15 protein-coding genes are annotated in these 17,725 nt (G+C 36.5%); 8 read left to right on the top strand and 7 right to left on the bottom strand.

Translation table 11 applies throughout. The features are described 5' to 3' along the window. The first annotated feature begins 37 nt into the window (after positions 1-37). The 4 genes from M23134_RS07130 (at position 38) to M23134_RS07115 (ending at position 6,304) form a co-directional block, all read left to right on the top strand. Positions 38-577, top strand: a complete 540-nt coding sequence (locus M23134_RS07130) for a SiaB family protein kinase (RefSeq protein WP_002694942.1) — start codon at positions 38-40, stop codon at positions 575-577. A 21-nt stretch (positions 578-598) separates the two neighbouring features. Next, a complete protein-coding gene (locus M23134_RS07125; RefSeq protein ID WP_045113148.1) occupies positions 599-973 on the top strand; it encodes a DUF1987 domain-containing protein in 375 nt (124 codons plus the stop codon). Positions 974-1,008: 35 nt separating this feature from the next. Then, positions 1,009-1,590: a hypothetical protein gene (locus M23134_RS07120; protein WP_002694940.1), complete on the top strand. Its 582-nt coding sequence runs from the start codon at positions 1,009-1,011 to the stop codon at positions 1,588-1,590. Between the two features lie 136 nt (positions 1,591-1,726). Continuing rightward, on the top strand, positions 1,727-6,304 hold the full coding sequence (locus M23134_RS07115) for an AsmA family protein (protein WP_002694938.1): 4,578 nt from the start codon (positions 1,727-1,729) through the stop codon (positions 6,302-6,304). A gap of 298 nt (positions 6,305-6,602) precedes the next feature. On the opposite strand, the gene M23134_RS07110 is transcribed toward M23134_RS07115, so the two are convergent. From M23134_RS07110 to M23134_RS07090, 5 genes are all read right to left on the bottom strand, one after another. Further along, a complete protein-coding gene (locus M23134_RS07110) occupies positions 6,603-7,115 on the bottom strand; it encodes a hypothetical protein (protein ID WP_002694936.1) in 513 nt (170 codons plus the stop codon). Between the two features lies 1 nt (position 7,116). Further along, positions 7,117-7,635 (bottom strand): hypothetical protein, encoded by a 519-nt coding sequence (locus tag M23134_RS07105; protein ID WP_002694934.1) that lies wholly within the window; start codon positions 7,633-7,635, stop codon positions 7,117-7,119. Between the two features lie 44 nt (positions 7,636-7,679). Continuing rightward, the gene (locus M23134_RS07100) at positions 7,680-8,270 is read right to left on the bottom strand and encodes a hypothetical protein (RefSeq protein WP_002694932.1); all 591 of its coding nucleotides are present in this window, start codon (positions 8,268-8,270) and stop codon (positions 7,680-7,682) included. Further along, on the bottom strand, positions 8,257-8,757 hold the full coding sequence (locus M23134_RS07095) for an RNA polymerase sigma factor (protein WP_002694930.1): 501 nt from the start codon (positions 8,755-8,757) through the stop codon (positions 8,257-8,259). Before M23134_RS07095 ends, M23134_RS07100 begins: the two co-directional genes overlap by 14 nt. Positions 8,758-9,207: 450 nt before the next feature. After that, positions 9,208-10,596, bottom strand: coding sequence for an ammonium transporter (locus M23134_RS07090; protein ID WP_002694928.1), 1,389 nt, complete (start codon positions 10,594-10,596; stop codon positions 9,208-9,210). A gap of 431 nt (positions 10,597-11,027) precedes the next feature. Here M23134_RS07090 and M23134_RS07085 point away from each other — a divergent pair, with 431 nt between their 5' ends. After that, complete coding sequence (locus M23134_RS07085; protein WP_002694926.1) at positions 11,028-11,450, top strand: Fur family transcriptional regulator; 423 nt, start codon at positions 11,028-11,030, stop codon at positions 11,448-11,450. 189 nt (positions 11,451-11,639) lie between these two features. Further along, a complete protein-coding gene (locus M23134_RS07080) occupies positions 11,640-12,524 on the top strand; it encodes a MerR family transcriptional regulator (protein WP_002694925.1) in 885 nt (294 codons plus the stop codon). Between the two features lie 46 nt (positions 12,525-12,570). On the opposite strand, the gene M23134_RS07075 is transcribed toward M23134_RS07080, so the two are convergent. After that, on the bottom strand, positions 12,571-13,224 hold the full coding sequence (locus M23134_RS07075; RefSeq protein WP_045113147.1) for a hypothetical protein: 654 nt from the start codon (positions 13,222-13,224) through the stop codon (positions 12,571-12,573). Between the two features lie 222 nt (positions 13,225-13,446). Beyond that, the gene (locus tag M23134_RS07070; RefSeq protein ID WP_002694923.1) at positions 13,447-15,747 is read right to left on the bottom strand and encodes a SulP family inorganic anion transporter; all 2,301 of its coding nucleotides are present in this window, start codon (positions 15,745-15,747) and stop codon (positions 13,447-13,449) included. 262 nt (positions 15,748-16,009) lie between these two features. Here M23134_RS07070 and M23134_RS07065 point away from each other — a divergent pair, with 262 nt between their 5' ends. Then, on the top strand, positions 16,010-16,852 hold the full coding sequence (locus M23134_RS07065) for a hypothetical protein (RefSeq protein ID WP_002694922.1): 843 nt from the start codon (positions 16,010-16,012) through the stop codon (positions 16,850-16,852). A gap of 19 nt (positions 16,853-16,871) precedes the next feature. Then, entirely contained in the window at positions 16,872-17,693 is an 822-nt protein-coding gene (murQ, locus tag M23134_RS07060) for an N-acetylmuramic acid 6-phosphate etherase (protein ID WP_002694921.1), read from the top strand. Positions 17,694-17,725: the final 32 nt, after the last annotated feature.

The raw sequence follows: 17,725 nt of genomic DNA, 5'->3' as shown, positions 1-17,725 counted from the left end.
TTTAAAAAACGTCATATCATCTTAATTTGAATGAAAAATGCTTGATGTATATCAATACTTCAAAAAAATGCGAGATGAAAGCATTATTCTCTACTTCAAAGGGGAAATTACTAATAATTTGCTTACCTCCATTTTACAGTTGATAGATGATAAGTTAGAACGAAAAAGCGAAGCTATAAAAACTAAAAGAAAAGTTTTTTCTATTCTTTTAGAATGTCTTCAAAATGTTTACAACTATTATCAAGAGAAAGAATTTGACAATGAACGCTATCATTCAGCGATCTTAATGATTAAAAAAACTGATAATGCGTACCATATTGTAACAGGCAACTATATGTCTAACACGGAGGTACCTCAGTTGAGAAACAAGCTGAATAAAGTAAATGCATTGTCCCCTGTGGAACTGAAAGCGTTTTACAAGGAAGTACTAAATGAAGAAGAATTTACAGGAAGCGGTGGAGCTGGTCTGGGTATTATCGACATGGCTCGAAAATCCGGACAGAAAATCGACTACAGTTTTGATTCTGTAAGCGAAAGCCATTGTTTCTATAGTTTACAAGTAAAAGTATTAGCATAAATCTGATTTCATTTTAAATAAATGGAAAACATTGTTTTAGAAGGGACAGGTCGAACCCCATACGTTTCATTTGATTCCCAGGCAGGTAAATTAGAAATCTCAGGAAGATCTATTCCTGAAAATTCAATTACATTTTACAAGCCTCTATTCGACTGGGTTGACAACTACGTTCAAAGTCCTAAAGATAACACTACTGTGATCTTTAATTTGGAATACTTCAATACGAGTTCTTCCAAGTGTATTTTGGATTTGTTGCGAAAACTTGAAACACTTAAAGATACGAATAACGCTACTGAAATTAAGTGGTACTTCGATGAAGGAGATGAAGATATGGAAGAGTCTGGGAACGATTTCAAATCACTAATAAATCTTGACATTGAATTAGTTATGAAATAAAAAATGCACAAGTTTAGACAGGGAAAATATTCAACATGGCTAATTCCTCTAATGTTTTTATAAGAGAATTAAAAGCACTTAATCAAGCAAAAGAAATCCTTGAACAAACTGGTGACTCTGATGTAGTCTCAAAAGAAAATTTTGTGGAACTTTGTACACATTATGAAAGCCTACTAGGAGACACAAGAGTAATAACTAATATTAGTGATCGTTTACAAAACAAACTAAACCGAGCCAATGATGTACTTCATGAGCGTTCAGAAGAAATAAAAACGATCAATGACCAACTCAATGAACAAAATCTTGTTTTACAAAACACTATAGATGAGCTTACTAAAACTAAGTTAAGTAGAAGAGCTGCTACCATCACCATTATAGCAGCCATGCTTTTATTCATCTTATCTGAAGGCTTGCTTGAGCCTATCATTGAAGAGCAAGCACGAAAAGCTGATTACCACGCAAATTGGATTAGTTTTGCATTCAAAGGTTTTATAGCATTGTTACTCAAACCCATTGAGTACTTGATAGAACGATATTTACAGCGGGAAGCTATCCGAAAAAAAGAAAGACAAGAAGCAGTACAAGAAATACAACAAAAAACAAAAGCTGCCAGTTAAATGCTAACTGGCAGTTTTTGCTTTAGACAAAGTCAACTGTTTGTATAAAACAACCCTCTTTTGATTCCCCTTTTTTTTTAGTATTTTTAGAAGTCTGGTACATTAGTAAGTACCCCAAAGTAAAATCATCATACCCATGTCTCTGGAAAACACTGACCCTCAGCGAAAGTTGTCGGATAAAAATATAAGCAAGGAGACTGAAAAACAAGGCAAGGAAGCGCAACAACATAAAAAGCGTAAAAGAAAATTCTCTTGGTTTCGTTTTTTCGGGCGGTTGTTCTTTACACTAGGGGTTTTGTTAGGCATCATCTACTTAATCGCTTATTTTTACTTTAATGCTTATTTACGTAAAGAGATGGTTCGTCTGGTAAGTGTAAAAACGGATAGTCTTTATACACTAAAAATACACGATATTGGGGTCAACCTATTCACTTCATCGATTCAATTAAAACAAGCACACCTATATAAAAATAGTGATAAATGGGCGAGGTTTCGGCAGCGTTATCCTGATTCTACTTATTTGGATATAGATGCTCGTTTAGATAAGTTTAAGATTACAGGTATTCGCTGGTTTCATTTTTTAAAAACCAGCGAAATAAAAATAAAGAAAATTATATTTCAGCGACCCAAGATCAAGCTTCGCGGTAAGCCAAAGAAAAAAGCACGGTACAAAAAACCTCCTCTCAAACCTGTGCACGCATTGAAAAAAGCCCTTCGAAAAATGGCTACTCATGTAGTTGTAGAACAAATAAAGATAGAAGATGGGCAAATTGACTTGCTGCATAAACAACGAAAGGGGACAGCACGACATCAGGCTACTAAGATTGATATTCAGATTGATCAAATACGCTTGAATCCTACACCACAGTTACCTGATAGTCAAGCCATCAAAGTAGCTGGATTTAGTTTTCGTGCAACCAAATATCGATTTACCACACCAGATCAAGTATATGAAATAGCATTACAACAGCTCAAACTAAGTTCGCACGATTCAACCCTGCAACTTGTTGGTGTGCAAGTTACTCCTCAGTTTGCTGAAGAAAACCGATTAGTTAACTTAAAAACTCATAAAGCAACCTTTGTGAATGTAAGGTTGGATAGTTTGATGGCAAACCGGGTGGATTTTTTTCGTTTGATTACCCAAAAAGAGATTGATTTGGGAGCAGTATTTATGCGCCGTTTACAGCTTGAACTTTCTCAAGACAAGCGAATGCCTCACCAAATTCGTCAGAAAAAGCAAAACTTGAAACAGTTATTAGCCAAGATACCAATATATATCCGAGTAGATACCTTGGCTCTGGAAAATGCCTCTTTTGTTTACAAACAAAAATTACCCGCACAAAACAATACTCACAATGTAGCTCATAAGGCCGATAGTATTTACTTATATTTACGGCAAGTGGCTTTGGGCAAAGCAGCAGACTCTGCTACCAAAAAAAAGCTGTTGTACTCAGAAAGTGTTGATATTGAAATGCATCATTACCAGCATTTGACTCCTGATGGCTTGTATAAAATATCGCTTGATAAAGCCTTTTTTTCTTCACGCAAGTCGTTAGTGTCTATTCAAAATGCCTCCTTAAAACCGTTAACTTCCCGTCAAGAGTTTACAACTCGAAAGTTTTACCAAGCAGTAATGGTAGACGCCGAAGTACAGAGTTTAAACTTTACCAATCTCGACATTGAAAGTCTGGTTTACCATCAGAGGTTCATTATGAGAGGGCTATATATCAACAAGCCTCGCTTTAAAGCTTACTCAGATAAGCGGCGCCCCAAACGTCCCCAGCAAAAATACCAAAACTTTGAGCAAATGCTTCAGTCATTGCCTTTACACATAGAGGTAGACACATTTGCTATTAAAGATGCTTCATTAGAGTATGTAGAACAACAACCTAAAGATGCTTTGACAGGAAACGGCTTAGCAACACATACTGCCAACCAGTTGAATGTACTGGTACAAAGCATTCAGTTAGGCAAAGCCTTGAGAAGTTCAGCATTGGCAGAACTAGACACTAAAAGTCTGCGTGTAGGTGTAAAAAACTATCGTTTCAAAACCTCCGATGGGCTGTATGAGTTGCACTTTAATGATTTGGAGGTGTCATCAGCCAAGGCACAAATAGAAATAGATAGTTTGTTACTCAAACCATTATTGTCTGACTCTGCATTTGTACATGCTACTACTTATCGCAAGCCTTTATTAAGCATTGCTTTGTCAAACCTAAAGGCCAAAGAGGTTAATTTTGATAAGTTATTGCTTTACCAGCAAATTGATTGGGGAAAATTGTACCTGAACCAACCAATATTGGATGTGTTTGTGGACAAACGTAAACCCAAAAAACCAGCACCAAAACTTGACCCACCAGATACTACTTTGCTGACTAATACACTTGCAATATTGGATACAACTAGTTTGCAAAAAGCATTAAGAAACCTACCTTTATTTATCAAAATAGACACATTTGCTATCAAAGATGCCCGTTTGTCGTACCGTGAGCAGATAGAAGATGCGTCAGAACATGCTACTGGTGTAAACTCTCATCAGGTCAAGCAATTTAATTGTATGATTCCACAAATCAGGTTGGGTAAAGCATCGGTAAAGGATTCTATTCAGTATGATTTTTATTCACCTCATATTGTAGTAAAACTGGATGATTATGAATTTAGAGAAAAAAACAGTGTTTATAAGTTTTCTCTAAAAAATGTGCAAAGCTCGTTTATTGATTCTCAGCTTTTAATAAAAGATGTGCGCTTACAGCCTTTGATAACTCAAAAGGAGTTTGACCAACGACAAAAGTTTCGCAAACCTTTGTGGACAATTGATCTAAGAAGCATTCGTGCGCGTGAAATAGACTTGGAAAAACTGATATTTGAGCGCAAAATAGACTTGAATGCCTTAAGCTTTGACCGCCCAAATATAGATATGTATGTAAACAAACTAAAGACAAAAGATACGACTAAAGTGCGCAAAACTATCCATGAAACATTACAAAAAACACCTGTTCCAGTACATATAGGCTCAGTATTGATTTATCATGCCAATTTCAAAATGAGGGAGTTAGGCAAAATGGGGGAGAGTCATCACTTGGCGCAAGATATTAGTGTGATTGCCCAGCAGTTTACACTGGATGAAGACTTGATAGTGCGCAGTAAATCAAAAGATTTGTTGTTTACCAAGGACATATTTGTAAAAATGTCTCAATACCGTTTTATTACACCAGATAACATCCACGAGATTTCCTTCCATAATATGAAAGCAGCTCTCAACGATTCATCATTACAAATCAATCATTTAAGCATGAAGCCCAGGGTATCTGAGGCGTTGTTTGATAGTATCAAACAATCTAGAGCACTACGTACTGATGCTGAACTGGCCACTTTTCATGCCAAACACATTGATTTTCGTCGCCTTTTTGATGGAGAAGGTATTGCTATGAAACAATTGATGCTCAACAAGTTACACTTAGATTTGTATCAAAATAATAACCTACCCAGAAAAGCCGGTGTAAAACCCAAAAACTTACAGCAACTCATTGCTCAAATTCCGTTTTTTATTTCTATTGATTCATTTACATTACGCAATTCATCAGTAAACTTACGATTGATTAAAAAGGATAAAATCTTACGGCATCAGGCAGATAGCATATCTTTGGAAATACGAAACTTTGGGGTAAATAAAGCGTTGAGAAACAACCCAGCAATTCAAAAAGTATTGTTTGCAGATGATGTAGCATTCAAATTAAATAACTATCGTACAAAAACTCCCAATGAGGTCTACAACATCAGTGCAAAACAAATTAGTGGATCTACTTTCAAGAAAAACCTAATATTAGATAAAATCACACTGAAATCACCACTTACAGAACAAGAGTTTAAAGACCACTACCAAGTACAACAAGACCGCTTTAAAATCAATACTGATCAAGTCGAATTTAACAATATAGCATACAATCATTTAATTCGCCATGGACAAGTGAAAATACAGTCGGTTAATATTAAACGAATGTTTATGGACATTTTTCGTGATCGTCGTGAGCCTCCCAATCCACGCAAAGTACTCATGCCCAATCAACAAATAAAGAGAATACCATTCTTATTGACAGTGGATACAGTCAAAATGGCTAACTCTTTTGTAATGTATGGCGAAAAAGTGCCTGGCGGAATAGGTTTTGGGCAAGTTTTTTTCTCAGCAATTAATGCCAGGGTTACCAACTTAAAGTCAAGAGGTTCCAAAAATACCATGACTACTATCAGGGCAAACACTCGTTTGATGGGCAGAGGTTTCTTAGAAACGACCATTAAGCTTCCATTATTAGATCCAGAGTTTAAATGTGTCTACCGGGGGCAAATGGGAGAGATGGACGCAAAGTTTTTTAATACGATGATTACAGCCAATGACCATATTTTTATAAAACGAGGGCGAATTCGTAAAGTGAAGTTTCGAGTAGTTATTAAAGATAATTGGGCTACTGGTCAACTACTGGCGGGATACCGCAAATTAAGGATACAGGTATTACGTAAGAAAAATCATCAGCGAAAACGTGGGTTCATTACTTTTATTGCCAACCTGATTATCAAACACACCAATAATCTTACAAAAAAACGATATAAAAAAGGTAAGGTAAGGTATCAATTTAGAAAAAAAGGGGAATACAAAAACGGTTTTATTGGTATACTTTGGCGGGCTTTATCTACTGGTTTGGTTGATACCATTAAATAAGGTAGATGCTCAAATTAATGGTAAGCAAAAGGTAATAATAGAATGATAAAACCTCCACTATTTTTGTTGCTACAAAATTACAACCAAACAATATAAGGCTTTTCTCCCAAAATGTCCAAAGGTTGAGGTTGCTGTAAACAGCTTCTAAAACACATCTTGTTGGTAGCCTTATAAAGTCATCTATTCTGCCACTACAATCAAATAATGTACTTACTTTTTTAAAGTTTTATTTTTACACACTTACTTACAATGACGTAAGATGGAGAGTTTTAAAAACATTTAACTTAACATAATAATATTATTTAGGTAAATTTTTGACTTTTGAATCTTGAAAACAATCTATATCATTGAGCACATATAAAATAGCGCCTTTATCAGTTACTTCAAGATCAAAAACATCTTTCATTTGAAGTTCATCAAGTTTTTTGCGCGCTTCATCAATGCTACACTCAAGAGCCACACACAAAGCTGCTGGGGTGATCTTACCACCTGCTTGTATAACAACCTGCAGTACTTTTGCATCAGTTAATTTAGATGATGATGCTATAGTAGGCAAAGTTTGTGCTTTTAACACCATAATTTGCGTCATCCCACTATTACTGTAAGTAATCTTTAAATAGCCTTTGTCATAAAGGCTTTGTAACTTGAGCGAAGCTTGTATATAAGTAAGTACTGTTTGACGTGCTAAGCCAGTGGCGGTTATGCGCCCATTATTGTTTCTGATAATGGTCAGTATGTCATCGTCAGACATACTATGCATAGCCTTTTGATGTCTTTTATACACCTCTTTTACCTTTCTAAAAATCTTCATTTTAACCTACTTTTTTAGTGCTTGAATCCTCTCTCCAATCAGTCTCATTTAAAACATATAAAATGACTCCGCTATTGGTTACCTCAAGTTCAAACACACCTTTTAGGTGCAATTCCTCTAACTTTTTTTGGGCTACATCTATGCTACTACCTGTAGCCACACATAGCCTAGTTGGGGTTAAACTTCCACTATGCTCTATTGCAGCACTGAGTACTTCTGCATCGGTGAGATGAAGGTGTTTTTTGGAGAAATGACTCAATGAACCTGCTTCTTTTCCTTGTTTTAGTAAGTATACCTCTCCTGCGTCGGTGAGGGCAGTACGAAAGTACCCTTTTTGGCTCAAACAATGTAGCTTGAGCGAAGCCTGCAAATAGTTTAATGAGCTATTACGAGCCAACTGTCCAGCTGTAAGGCGTCCTTGGTGACTTTGAGCAATAACTATCGCATCCTCTGGCGATACACTGTTCATTGTAGTTTTGTGTCTTTGGTAAAAAGCTTTGATTTTTTTAATAATGTTCATAGTGCTAACAAATTATTATTGATAAAACAAAGGGTTGAGGCCCCTTACTTTTCCAAATCATTCAGTTCTAAATAAGCCCCTTTCAACTCTTGGATATGTTGCCCATACATGTAGTCAATAAGCCATTTCATAGGATATGACAAAACAATGCTTACAGGTACAATGGTGGTCAACAAAACAAAAAACTTAAGGTTGAACTCAAAAGGTTTTTTATTGATGAAATAACCTATTGTAATGCCAATACAAAACCCTATGCCTAACATATAGCGGACATATTTGAGGAGCTTGTCATAAATGTTAAACAATCGTTCCATTTTAGAAAGAGCTACCTTAAGGCTATCAAGGCTAAAATTAATATTTACCTGTTTGTAGATCAGCCAATAAACACTTCCTATAAGCCCAGAAACTAAGATAGACATCATAGCTAATGCATAGTCTTGCTGGTAGATGTATACTCCTGTTATAAAAGCTACGATCACTGAAGAGATACCCATTTCAAGAAAAAACTTGTCATAAATTCTCTTTAAAATTGGATTTGTCTTTTGCTTCAGGATGGCTTGAATGTCCTGCTCGCTATGTGCTTTTCCTACTAGCTGTTGGTTTTGCCACAGAGATTTTAGTTCATCTAACTCCATATAATTCTGGCTTAATAATCTTTTTAAGTTTCTTTTTAACCCGGTTGAGTTTTACTCCTACATTTGACTCTGAGATACCCAATATTTCAGCCATTTCCTGATAGCTTTTGTCTTCGAGATAAAGCATAATCACAGCGCGCTCTACCTTGGAGAGTTGCCTGATGGCCTGATATAGAGTAGCTAGTTTTTCTTCAAAATCTTCGTCAGGACGCACATCAGGAATCTGAAATTCTTGAATGGAAAGTTGTTGTTGGACTTTGTTTTTCTTCTGTTTTCGAAAACTCGTAATGGCAGTGTTTAAAGCAATTCGGTACATCCAGGTACTTATTTTTGAACGCCCCTGAAAAGATCCATAAGATTTCCATAACTGCAATATAATTTCCTGAAACAGGTCGGCACGGTCTCCTTCATTTTTGCAGTATATATTGCAAACCTTATGTATAATTCCTTGATTTTCGGTGATCAGTTTTGTGAATACTTGTTCCAAGGTTGGTAGTCCATTGTTTTATTTATAAGTATACCCAAAGGCGTAAAACTTACACCCCTCAAAAAAAAATGTTGTAAAACCTAGGTCAGATTCGTGAATAGGTAGTTAGTAAGGAGAGATAAAACAGAAAAAACCCGCCTACAATCTATGTATAAGAGGGTTTTGATTGGTAACTAAATATGGCTAATGATATATATTACTCATTATTTCATTCAGAACGCTGAGCTCAGGTATTTATTATAACAATTAATATAACCAACTGATTATCAGAATTTTAAAAATATTCTATCAACTATTCGATAATAAATACCTCTCTCCTATGACAATGGATAGTGCTGCAAGCCTTAAGTTTAGGTTAACAAAAAAGGAGTTCAGCATTGCCAAACTCCTTTCCGAATTTATCAGAAAAATCACTACGTATATAAGTAGCAACAAGTACAATGGAATATTTTAGGTTTTGATTAAAGCAATATCTTTGGTTTGATTTGTTGTTTGGGTAGCATTGGTAACCACTTGATGTTGTTCAGGTGATGCAACTGAAGCAGCAGTGGTCATTGTAAAATTAGGGTAAGCACTCATTCCATGTTCATGTAAATCCAACCCTTCCAATTCCTCAGTTTCCGATACTCTAATGCCTACGGTCTTTTTCACTATATAAAAAACAACATAAGCAGAGCCAAAAGAAAATAAGCCAATGGCACTAATGCCAATCAATTGGCTCACAAACTGCCCCCATCCGGCTTTGGCTCCAAGTATAGCTACTGCCATTGTGCCCCATACCCCACAAACCAAATGAACGGCAATGGCACCCACTGGGTCGTCAAGACGTTTGCGGTCAAAGAATAATACGGCAAGCACTACCAAAATACCAGCAATAAGCCCAATCAAGACGGCATCAGACACAGACATCACATCAGCTCCGGCAGTAATACCTACCAAGCCCCCTAGTATACCATTGAGGCTCATGGTAAGGTCGTGTGTTTTGAGGATGAAAAATGAAGTGAAAAATGCTCCCAGCGCCCCAGCCGCAGCCGCCAGCGAGGTAGTAACAAAAACCCTGGAAACATTGCCAGCTTCTGCTGAAAGTACTGATCCACCGTTGAAACCAAACCAACCAAACCACAATAAAAATACTCCCATTGCTGCCAATGGCATATTATGACCGGGAATGGTATTGATCTTACCGTCTGTATATTTACCCTTACGGGCTCCTAATAGCAACACTCCAGCTAAGGCAGCCCAACCTCCTACCGAATGGACAATGCTAGATCCAGCAAAATCATAAAATGGAGTACCTACATTTTTACCTTTTTCAACCGTTGCTAAAAGACCAGTAAAAAGACCTTTATCGGTGCCCAATGTTTCGAGAAATCCTCCTCCCCATTTCCACATACCAACCATAGGGTATATGATTGCTACAAAAAATACCGCAAACAAAAGAAAAGCCTCTAGTTTGATTCGTTCGGCAACTGCCCCTGACACTATGGTAATACAAGTGGCAGCAAACATTGCCTGAAAAATAAAGTCTGTCCAATAAGTGTAATGACCTGCTCCATATTGAGCTGTGTCCCCCCCTGTGGGCAACGCTACCCCTAAGCCATTAAAACCAAAAAACATTCCTGAAAAAGCTTCTCCTGGATACATGAGGTTAAAACCAATGAAGGTATAGGTAAGCAAGCCAATGGCTATAATCAATACATTTTTAAATAAAATATTGACCGTATTTTTAGATTGGGTGAGACCCGATTCGAGAGTGGCAAAACCAAGGTGCATAATAAATACCAAAATAGTGGCAATCATCATCCACAGGTTATGGACGGTAAAAAGTGCTTCTTTCATCTCTGATAATCTTTTTAAGTCTTGTAATATTGAACTGGGTAATAATATTCTCTGCTATCAAGTAATAAATGTACTTATCTAATAATCATCAATAACATATTTATAACAATTATAACACATATTACCTTCAAATAAAATCATTAAAAGAATAAAATAATGTAAAAAACCATAAAATGGCACTAAATATAAACTATCAAACAATAAATTCGATATATTTCACAAATAATAAGCTAAAAAAACAACCAAGACACACAAAACAACAAGCATTCATTAAATTGAATATTTCAAATAAAAAACCCAACAACAAACAAATAGTAAAGCATACCATAGAGGAGTGTGGTAAGTAAAAAAAATGAACCAGCAGTTAAATATTTTGCGTACTTAGGTAAGAGTTTGTAACTTTAACTAAAAACAATAGACTTGATTTTGCTATGAAAGAGGTTATTAGAGGCATATTAAAAAGTAACGAGCTAAGAAGTACACATTCGAGAAGTGAGATTCTGGGATTGTTTTTAGATTCAGGCTATGCTTTGTCAAACGCAGAGATTGAAAAAGAAATATCAGAGGAACACGATCGGGTAACCGTTTACAGGACTTTACGTACTTTTGTAGATAAAGGCATTATTCATAAAGTACTAGATGACAGTGGTACACCCCGCTATGCGCTTTGTAGTGATGAGTGCCAAGATACAGACCATAATCACGAACATATTCACTTTAAGTGTGTAAGCTGTGGGCTCACTACTTGTTTGGAGGAAATTAAGATTCCACAAATTAGCTTACCCAAAGGTTATAAAGCCAATGAAGTAAATATTTTGATGCAGGGAGTTTGCAAGAACTGCCAAAAAAATTAAGCAATTTTTAAACACTTCCCTAGCTTTATTGTTGTCCTATCAAGAACTTCATCTTTTTATAGTTCATCTCTTTTTATGGAATAAGCACACCTGCCTCCTATTCTAACCTTGAGGCATCAGATCACGCATCATATTTATGTGTATCTGACCATTTTATCATTTGAATTTCACAGAAGATACAATAACAGCATGATTCATTATTCAATAAAAGATCTTGAACATTTATCAGGTATAAAAGCGCATACGCTACGTATATGGGAGCAGCGCTATAAACTGGTAGAACCCAAACGAACTGATACCAATATTCGTTATTATAACGACAATGATTTAAAGCTTATTCTGAATGTCTCACTGCTAAAAGAGCATGGTTTTAAAATATCGACCATTGCCAAAATGCAGAAAGATGAGATTAAAGAGGAGGTCTTATCTATTACTCAAAAAAGCGACCGTTATACAGACCAAATACAGGGGCTTACACTAGCAATGATAGATATGGACGAAGAGCGCTTCGAAAAAATCATTGCCACAAGTACTCTTCAGGCTGGTTTTGAAAAAACAGTAGTCAACATTATTTACCCATTTTTAGTAAAAATAGGAGCACTCTGGCAAGCGGGCTCTATCAATGTTGCCCAAGAGCACTTTATTTCTAACTTGATTAGACAAAAAACCATTGTCGCAATTGATGGACAAATCAATAGTACTGACAAAAATGCAAAGAAGTACTTGATGTTTTTACCCAATAATGAAAACCATGAATTGGGGTTATTATTTGCAAATTATTTGGTGAGGGTACGTAGCCAAAGAGTAATTTATCTGGGTACTAGTTTACCTTACGATGACCTAATAACAACATCAGAACACTATCAGCCAGATTATATGGTCAGTATCTTTACTTCTTACCCCGTTCGTAAAGATGTACAAAAATACATTGACAAGCTGGCTAGTGACTTTTCAGATAAAACCATTTTATTGAGTGGTTCGCAAGTAGTAGCCCAACCTTTAGACATTCCAGAAAACGTATATGTCTTTAAGAAAATGGCTGACTTGATAGATTTTATAGAAGAAAACCAATAGATATGAATACCAAAAAAGGTGAGTCAACGCTCACCTTTTTTATTGACTATAAATCAAGTACGGGTTGTGGAGGTACTCCCACTTTTTTGCCATAAGGTGTAGTAGCAAGCACACCCTTTGTTACTCTTTGATTGACTGTCTCAGGATTTATACAAACTTTCTCTAAAACCTCAAACACCACATCCTCCCAATATACCGAGTCGTTGGCAGTAGCTTGTTCGATAAGTGTTGTTTCATTGTCTAAAATGGGGGATCCTTGTACTTGTAGGTCCCCATCATTCCACTCAAAGTATCGTTTAACTTCTCCCTTTTGTAACCACATCCACTCAAACCAATCGCGACGAGGTTGTGATGTAAAATAAGCTACAGAACCATATACAGTACTGAGTTGCTGAGCCAATGACTGAATAATATCAGACCGGTCTTCAGTAGCAATGATAGGGTGTTCTATATCTTTGACAAAAATACCGTCACCAAAAACAAAAACCCACCCATCAAGGGGGGCGCTAACATAAACACGGGTAAGTGTGCTGTCAGGGGTTTGGCGTGTGTCCCAATAATCAGATAGAATCGTACACACGCCCGTATTCCAGGATAACGGCATAGGATCGGTTAGCTGAAGGGTCTGAAGAATATCTTCTAAAGAATGGTGTTTTATAGTAAGCCAACTTATATCGCTTGGTAATAATAAATTTGCCATAATGTTTAAATAAGTGTTGATGGAGTAGAATATTTTATAAAAATAAGCACTTGTTTTAAAATTCACTCTTTTGAATATTTTGCATGATTTTTAAAACAAGGAGAAAGGATGTTTTAAATTACCAGATAACAGTCTCACATTGGTTTTAACTAAGTACCCAACACAAGCACCTATTCAAAAATACAACATTCTCCAATAGTACCCAACAATACCCAACCTATTCTATATAGCTACTTCACTGTTTTGTTTGTTGGCATTATAAATAATAGACAAGAAGTTTTCGGTAAACTCAACAGCATCTTCCATTTCTACCCTATTCATCAAAGCTTTTTCCTTATAAATCAATATATTATTATTACGACTTTCAATGTTAAAACCTTGGTTTTTTTCCAAAAAATCAATCAATTCACGGGAAAATAAAGCCCTAATTTCTTCTTCTTTTTCACCTTTGAGTAAGTAGGCTTCCGAAAATCCAGGGTAATCGTCAAAGTCTATGTCGCCATAGCCCACACTTTGAATAAGCTTTGCTAATAAGTGCTCTCGCCCAAGTGTAAAGTCGGGTATATAAGCTTCTACCCCATACACTAGCAATACCGACATTTTATGGCTTTGTTCACTCATACGAATACCCTTGGACAAGAATATATCTGAAAACTCAATACGAGTTACCCCAAAAAACTTGGCAAATGTATTTTCACTGTACTTTATTTCATACCCTAGGGCAAAGTGAAACCCCTGAAGTTTTACTCCATCAAAAGTGATATTAGGTTTAAAACGTGCATTATTGATAGCGGCCACTCCTTGTACATCAAGCTGGCGTTCGTCTAATATCCCTTTTTCCACCAAGTGTATTTTTTTGCTTTTATCTACTGCTTTACGTTTTATAAGTTTTCGGGTAGCCAACGGGTGTGCCGACACTGCCTTATGTTGTTCCAAACCATTCAGTTCTATTTTACCGTTTTGAACACTATAGGAATAAGCAAAGAAATATATATTTTCCATAAAGCCATAGTCAATCACCTTAGATTTAGAGAAGTCAATGATTAAATAATGTCCCTCAGGCACATCACGTAAATGCTTGCGTAAACTTGGGTAATTAGAAGCCAATGCAGCATTTTCAATGAAAATACGAATCTTTCTTTTCTTTTGAGTAGTAGTTACTTTAATGCGAAACAACGAGGAAAAAGAAGCACCCAATAGCTTATAAGAAACTAAAGTAATAACAATGCCTATTAATACCCCCCATAACACGCCTAAAAATACAGTAGCTATCAAGGTTACTATATAGATCAACAATTGCTCTTTGCCTACTTGTTTTAAGTCCTTGATGAGTTGAGGAGAGTTGAGACGATACACCGCATAAATAACGATGGCAGAAAGTGCCGCTTTTGGAATATATTTGAACACTGAAAAAACCAACAAAACAAATACAAGTAAAAATAAACTTTGAAAAAAGTTAGCCCAACGCGTTTTTGCTCCATTATTTACATTCTTTGAGCTTTCGTCCATGGTAGCTATCAAGGGCAACCCTCCCAAAAATCCACTGATCATATTGCCTATGCCTATAGCCAATACCTCTCTGTTGAGTTTGGATCGACGGCGGTACAAGTCTACAGCATCAATTGTTTTTACATTGACCGCTGTTTCGAGGGTACTAATTGCTAAAATAATGAAAGTAACTTCAAGCGTTTTCAAAATATAAAACTTTGAAAAATCAGGAAACACAAACAAGGCCTGAGCATAGCTTGTTCGCACGATAAGATGTGCCGTATCTTTGGTATGTAAGCTAAAGTAGAAAGTAGCCATCAAACCAAACAATAAAACGACTACAGCAGATGGTAATATTTTAGGGTATTTGATAGACGAAAAAATAAACATTAAACACAAACTGGTAATGCCTATGAAAGCTATATTTGGGTTAATAGTAATGGCTGTGTCATGGTAAGTGTCTACCCACCCACCCATAAAGTTCCAAAAAGGGCTTGCAAAGTCTGTGGGCAATAAGTTAGGTAACTTCATCCATAACATAGATTCACTTGAAACATCAGGGGTAGCTCCTAGCAAAAAATAAAGCTGACGCCCAAGGATAGTAATACCTACACCCCCCATCAGTCCGTATACCAATGAATCGGGAATAATACTGCGCCAGTTGCCAATACGTAACAAACCCAAAAGAACCTGCAGGCTCCCTGCCATAATAATGGCCACCAATGTATATTTATAACCTGTGATAAAATAACCACTCCCTAGGTTTTGTACTCCATAAGCAAGCACTGCAGCAAAACCAATGGTAGGTCCTTTGATAGTAAGGGGTGAACCGCTCAAAAAAGTGACAATGCTCCCAGCTACTAAAGCCGATATGATGCCCGACCAAACAGGAAAGTTACTGGCAAAAGCAGTACTCAAACATAAAGGAAGGGTGAGCATAAACACCAATAAACCAGCAAAAAGGTCTATTCGCCAGTTTTGACGCAAGCCAGCAATACCATCTTTAGGAAGCTCCAGCGTACCTTGTTCTATCATGAGAATTTATTTTTTCGAATTTAATCTTTTTCAAGTGCTTAGGTATATCCAAGAAAGGTCAATTTAATACAAGAACTATTCTATATATTCTCTTTATGTATTAATTTCTATCTTGCAGATATTACCAAAACAATAAAGCTGAAAAGCTTTGTGAAAGTTAAAGTAATAAAAACTGTTTTAAAAAACACATAAGACAAATATTGATTGTACACATTCTCTACAAAATATTTGTGTTCAATTGATATATCTATTTAATAGCCCTATGATTTTAATAGCTGATAGTGGTTCTACAAAAACCGACTGGCGGGTAATTGATACTGACAAAAAAATAAGCCAAATGCAAAGTAAGGGGTTTAACCCCAACTATGACTCTGGCGATTTTATAAATAGTGTCCAGCACCAAATTTTACCAAAACTACCTGCCACCATCAGGCAAGTACACTTTTATGGTGCAGGTTGTTCTACAGAAACAAACTATGCTATTGCTCAAAAAGTATTATCTTCTCTGTTTCCAAAAAGTTCTATTTCAGTCTATCACGATATGCTGGCAGCCGCTAGGGCATTATGTGGACACCAAGCAGGTATTGCTTGTATTTTGGGCACAGGATCAAACGCTAGTTTATACGATGGTGCTCAAATTAGCCAACAAGCGATCAACCTAGGCTACTTGCTAGGAGACGAAGGTAGTGGTTATCACCTAGGAAAGATACTACTTACTCATTTTTTGTATGGCGCACTTCCTATTGAGCTCACCCAAAAATTTGCCAAAAGGTACCCTAAAGTTACTCGAGATGAAGTATTAGAAAACCTCTACCACAAACCCTACCCCAATCGCTATGTTGCATCTTTTACTAAGTTTTTGTTTGATTACCAAAAACAGCCCACAATATACAAATTGATTTATGACTGCTTTGCTGTTTTTTTCGACAAGCACGTACTTACCCTTAAAGATGCACAACAACACCGGGTACATTTTGTAGGCTCAATTGCATTTTACTTTAGCAATATATTGCGACAGGTAGCCAATGACAAAAATATACATGTAGGTAATGTACTAGAAACACCTATTGCTGGGCTAACCCTTTACCATGAAGAACAACTCTAAACATTTAAACACTTCTGTCATGACAAACGAATCAAAATCTACTACTGAATCTTCATCTAACTATGAACACCTGGAACAGATGTCAATCAGTGCATTACTCACTAATATTAATCGTGAAGATCAAACAGTGCCTCTAGCCATAAAGCCTTGTATACCCAACATTGAGGCATTGGTAGTAGGTATTGTAAAAAGAATGCAACAAGGGGGACGCCTGTTTTATATAGGTGCAGGTACCAGTGGCAGGTTAGGCATTGTAGATGCGTCAGAGTGCCCTCCCACTTTTGGGGTACCCCATGAATGGGTTACTGGTTTAATTGCAGGTGGGGATACTGCCATTCGAAAAGCAGTAGAGTTTGCAGAAGATGATATAGATCAAGCCTGGCAAGATTTAAAAAAACACAATATCAATGACAAAGATACATTGATTGGCATTGCTGCTTCGGGGCGTACTCCTTATGTAATAGGTGGAGTAAGTGACGCTCGAAAAAATGGAGTATTTACTGGGTGTATTACCTGTAATAAAAATAGTGCACTGGCAAATGCAGTAGAAGTAGCTATAGAAGTAATAGTAGGACCCGAGTTTGTTACGGGGAGTACCCGAATGAAAGCAGGAACAGCTCAAAAACTGGTACTAAATATGATCTCGACTTCTGTGATGATTCAACTTGGCAGAGTAAAAGGAAATAAGATGGTAGACATGCAGCTATCCAATACTAAGCTGGTAGACCGAGGCACACGTATGGTAATGAATGAGCTACAAATAGAATATAATGAGGCTGAAAAATTACTTACACAATTTGGCAGCGTTAGAAAGGCAGTAGATAATTACAAAAAACAATAAACCTAAGTACATCAGATCGATTACTAACTAAA

Origin of the sequence: Microscilla marina ATCC 23134, from assembly GCF_000169175.1 — a bacterium.
Taxonomy (GTDB): domain Bacteria; phylum Bacteroidota; class Bacteroidia; order Cytophagales; family Microscillaceae; genus Microscilla; species Microscilla marina.
Note: the sequence above shows the minus strand (reverse complement) of the source record. Positions and strands in the feature narration are given on the sequence as shown.

Excerpts from the sequence above, each read along its gene's own strand:
- M23134_RS07115 (WP_002694938.1), top strand. The coding sequence starts at position 1,727 with ATGTCTCTGGAAAACACTGACCCTCAGCGAAAGTTGTCGGATAAAAAT.
- M23134_RS07120 (WP_002694940.1), top strand. The coding sequence starts at position 1,009 with ATGGCTAATTCCTCTAATGTTTTTATAAGAGAATTAAAAGCACTTAAT.
- M23134_RS07070 (WP_002694923.1), bottom strand. The coding sequence starts at position 15,747 with ATGATAGAACAAGGTACGCTGGAGCTTCCTAAAGATGGTATTGCTGGC.
- M23134_RS07085 (WP_002694926.1), top strand. The coding sequence starts at position 11,028 with ATGAAAGAGGTTATTAGAGGCATATTAAAAAGTAACGAGCTAAGAAGT.
- murQ (WP_002694921.1), top strand. The coding sequence starts at position 16,872 with ATGACAAACGAATCAAAATCTACTACTGAATCTTCATCTAACTATGAA.
- M23134_RS07125 (WP_045113148.1), top strand. The coding sequence starts at position 599 with ATGGAAAACATTGTTTTAGAAGGGACAGGTCGAACCCCATACGTTTCA.
- M23134_RS07090 (WP_002694928.1), bottom strand. The coding sequence starts at position 10,596 with ATGAAAGAAGCACTTTTTACCGTCCATAACCTGTGGATGATGATTGCC.
- M23134_RS07080 (WP_002694925.1), top strand. The coding sequence starts at position 11,640 with ATGATTCATTATTCAATAAAAGATCTTGAACATTTATCAGGTATAAAA.
- M23134_RS07110 (WP_002694936.1), bottom strand. The coding sequence starts at position 7,115 with ATGAAGATTTTTAGAAAGGTAAAAGAGGTGTATAAAAGACATCAAAAG.
- M23134_RS07100 (WP_002694932.1), bottom strand. The coding sequence starts at position 8,270 with ATGGAGTTAGATGAACTAAAATCTCTGTGGCAAAACCAACAGCTAGTA.
- M23134_RS07075 (WP_045113147.1), bottom strand. The coding sequence starts at position 13,224 with ATGGCAAATTTATTATTACCAAGCGATATAAGTTGGCTTACTATAAAA.
- M23134_RS07105 (WP_002694934.1), bottom strand. The coding sequence starts at position 7,635 with ATGAACATTATTAAAAAAATCAAAGCTTTTTACCAAAGACACAAAACT.
- M23134_RS07065 (WP_002694922.1), top strand. The coding sequence starts at position 16,010 with ATGATTTTAATAGCTGATAGTGGTTCTACAAAAACCGACTGGCGGGTA.
- M23134_RS07130 (WP_002694942.1), top strand. The coding sequence starts at position 38 with ATGCTTGATGTATATCAATACTTCAAAAAAATGCGAGATGAAAGCATT.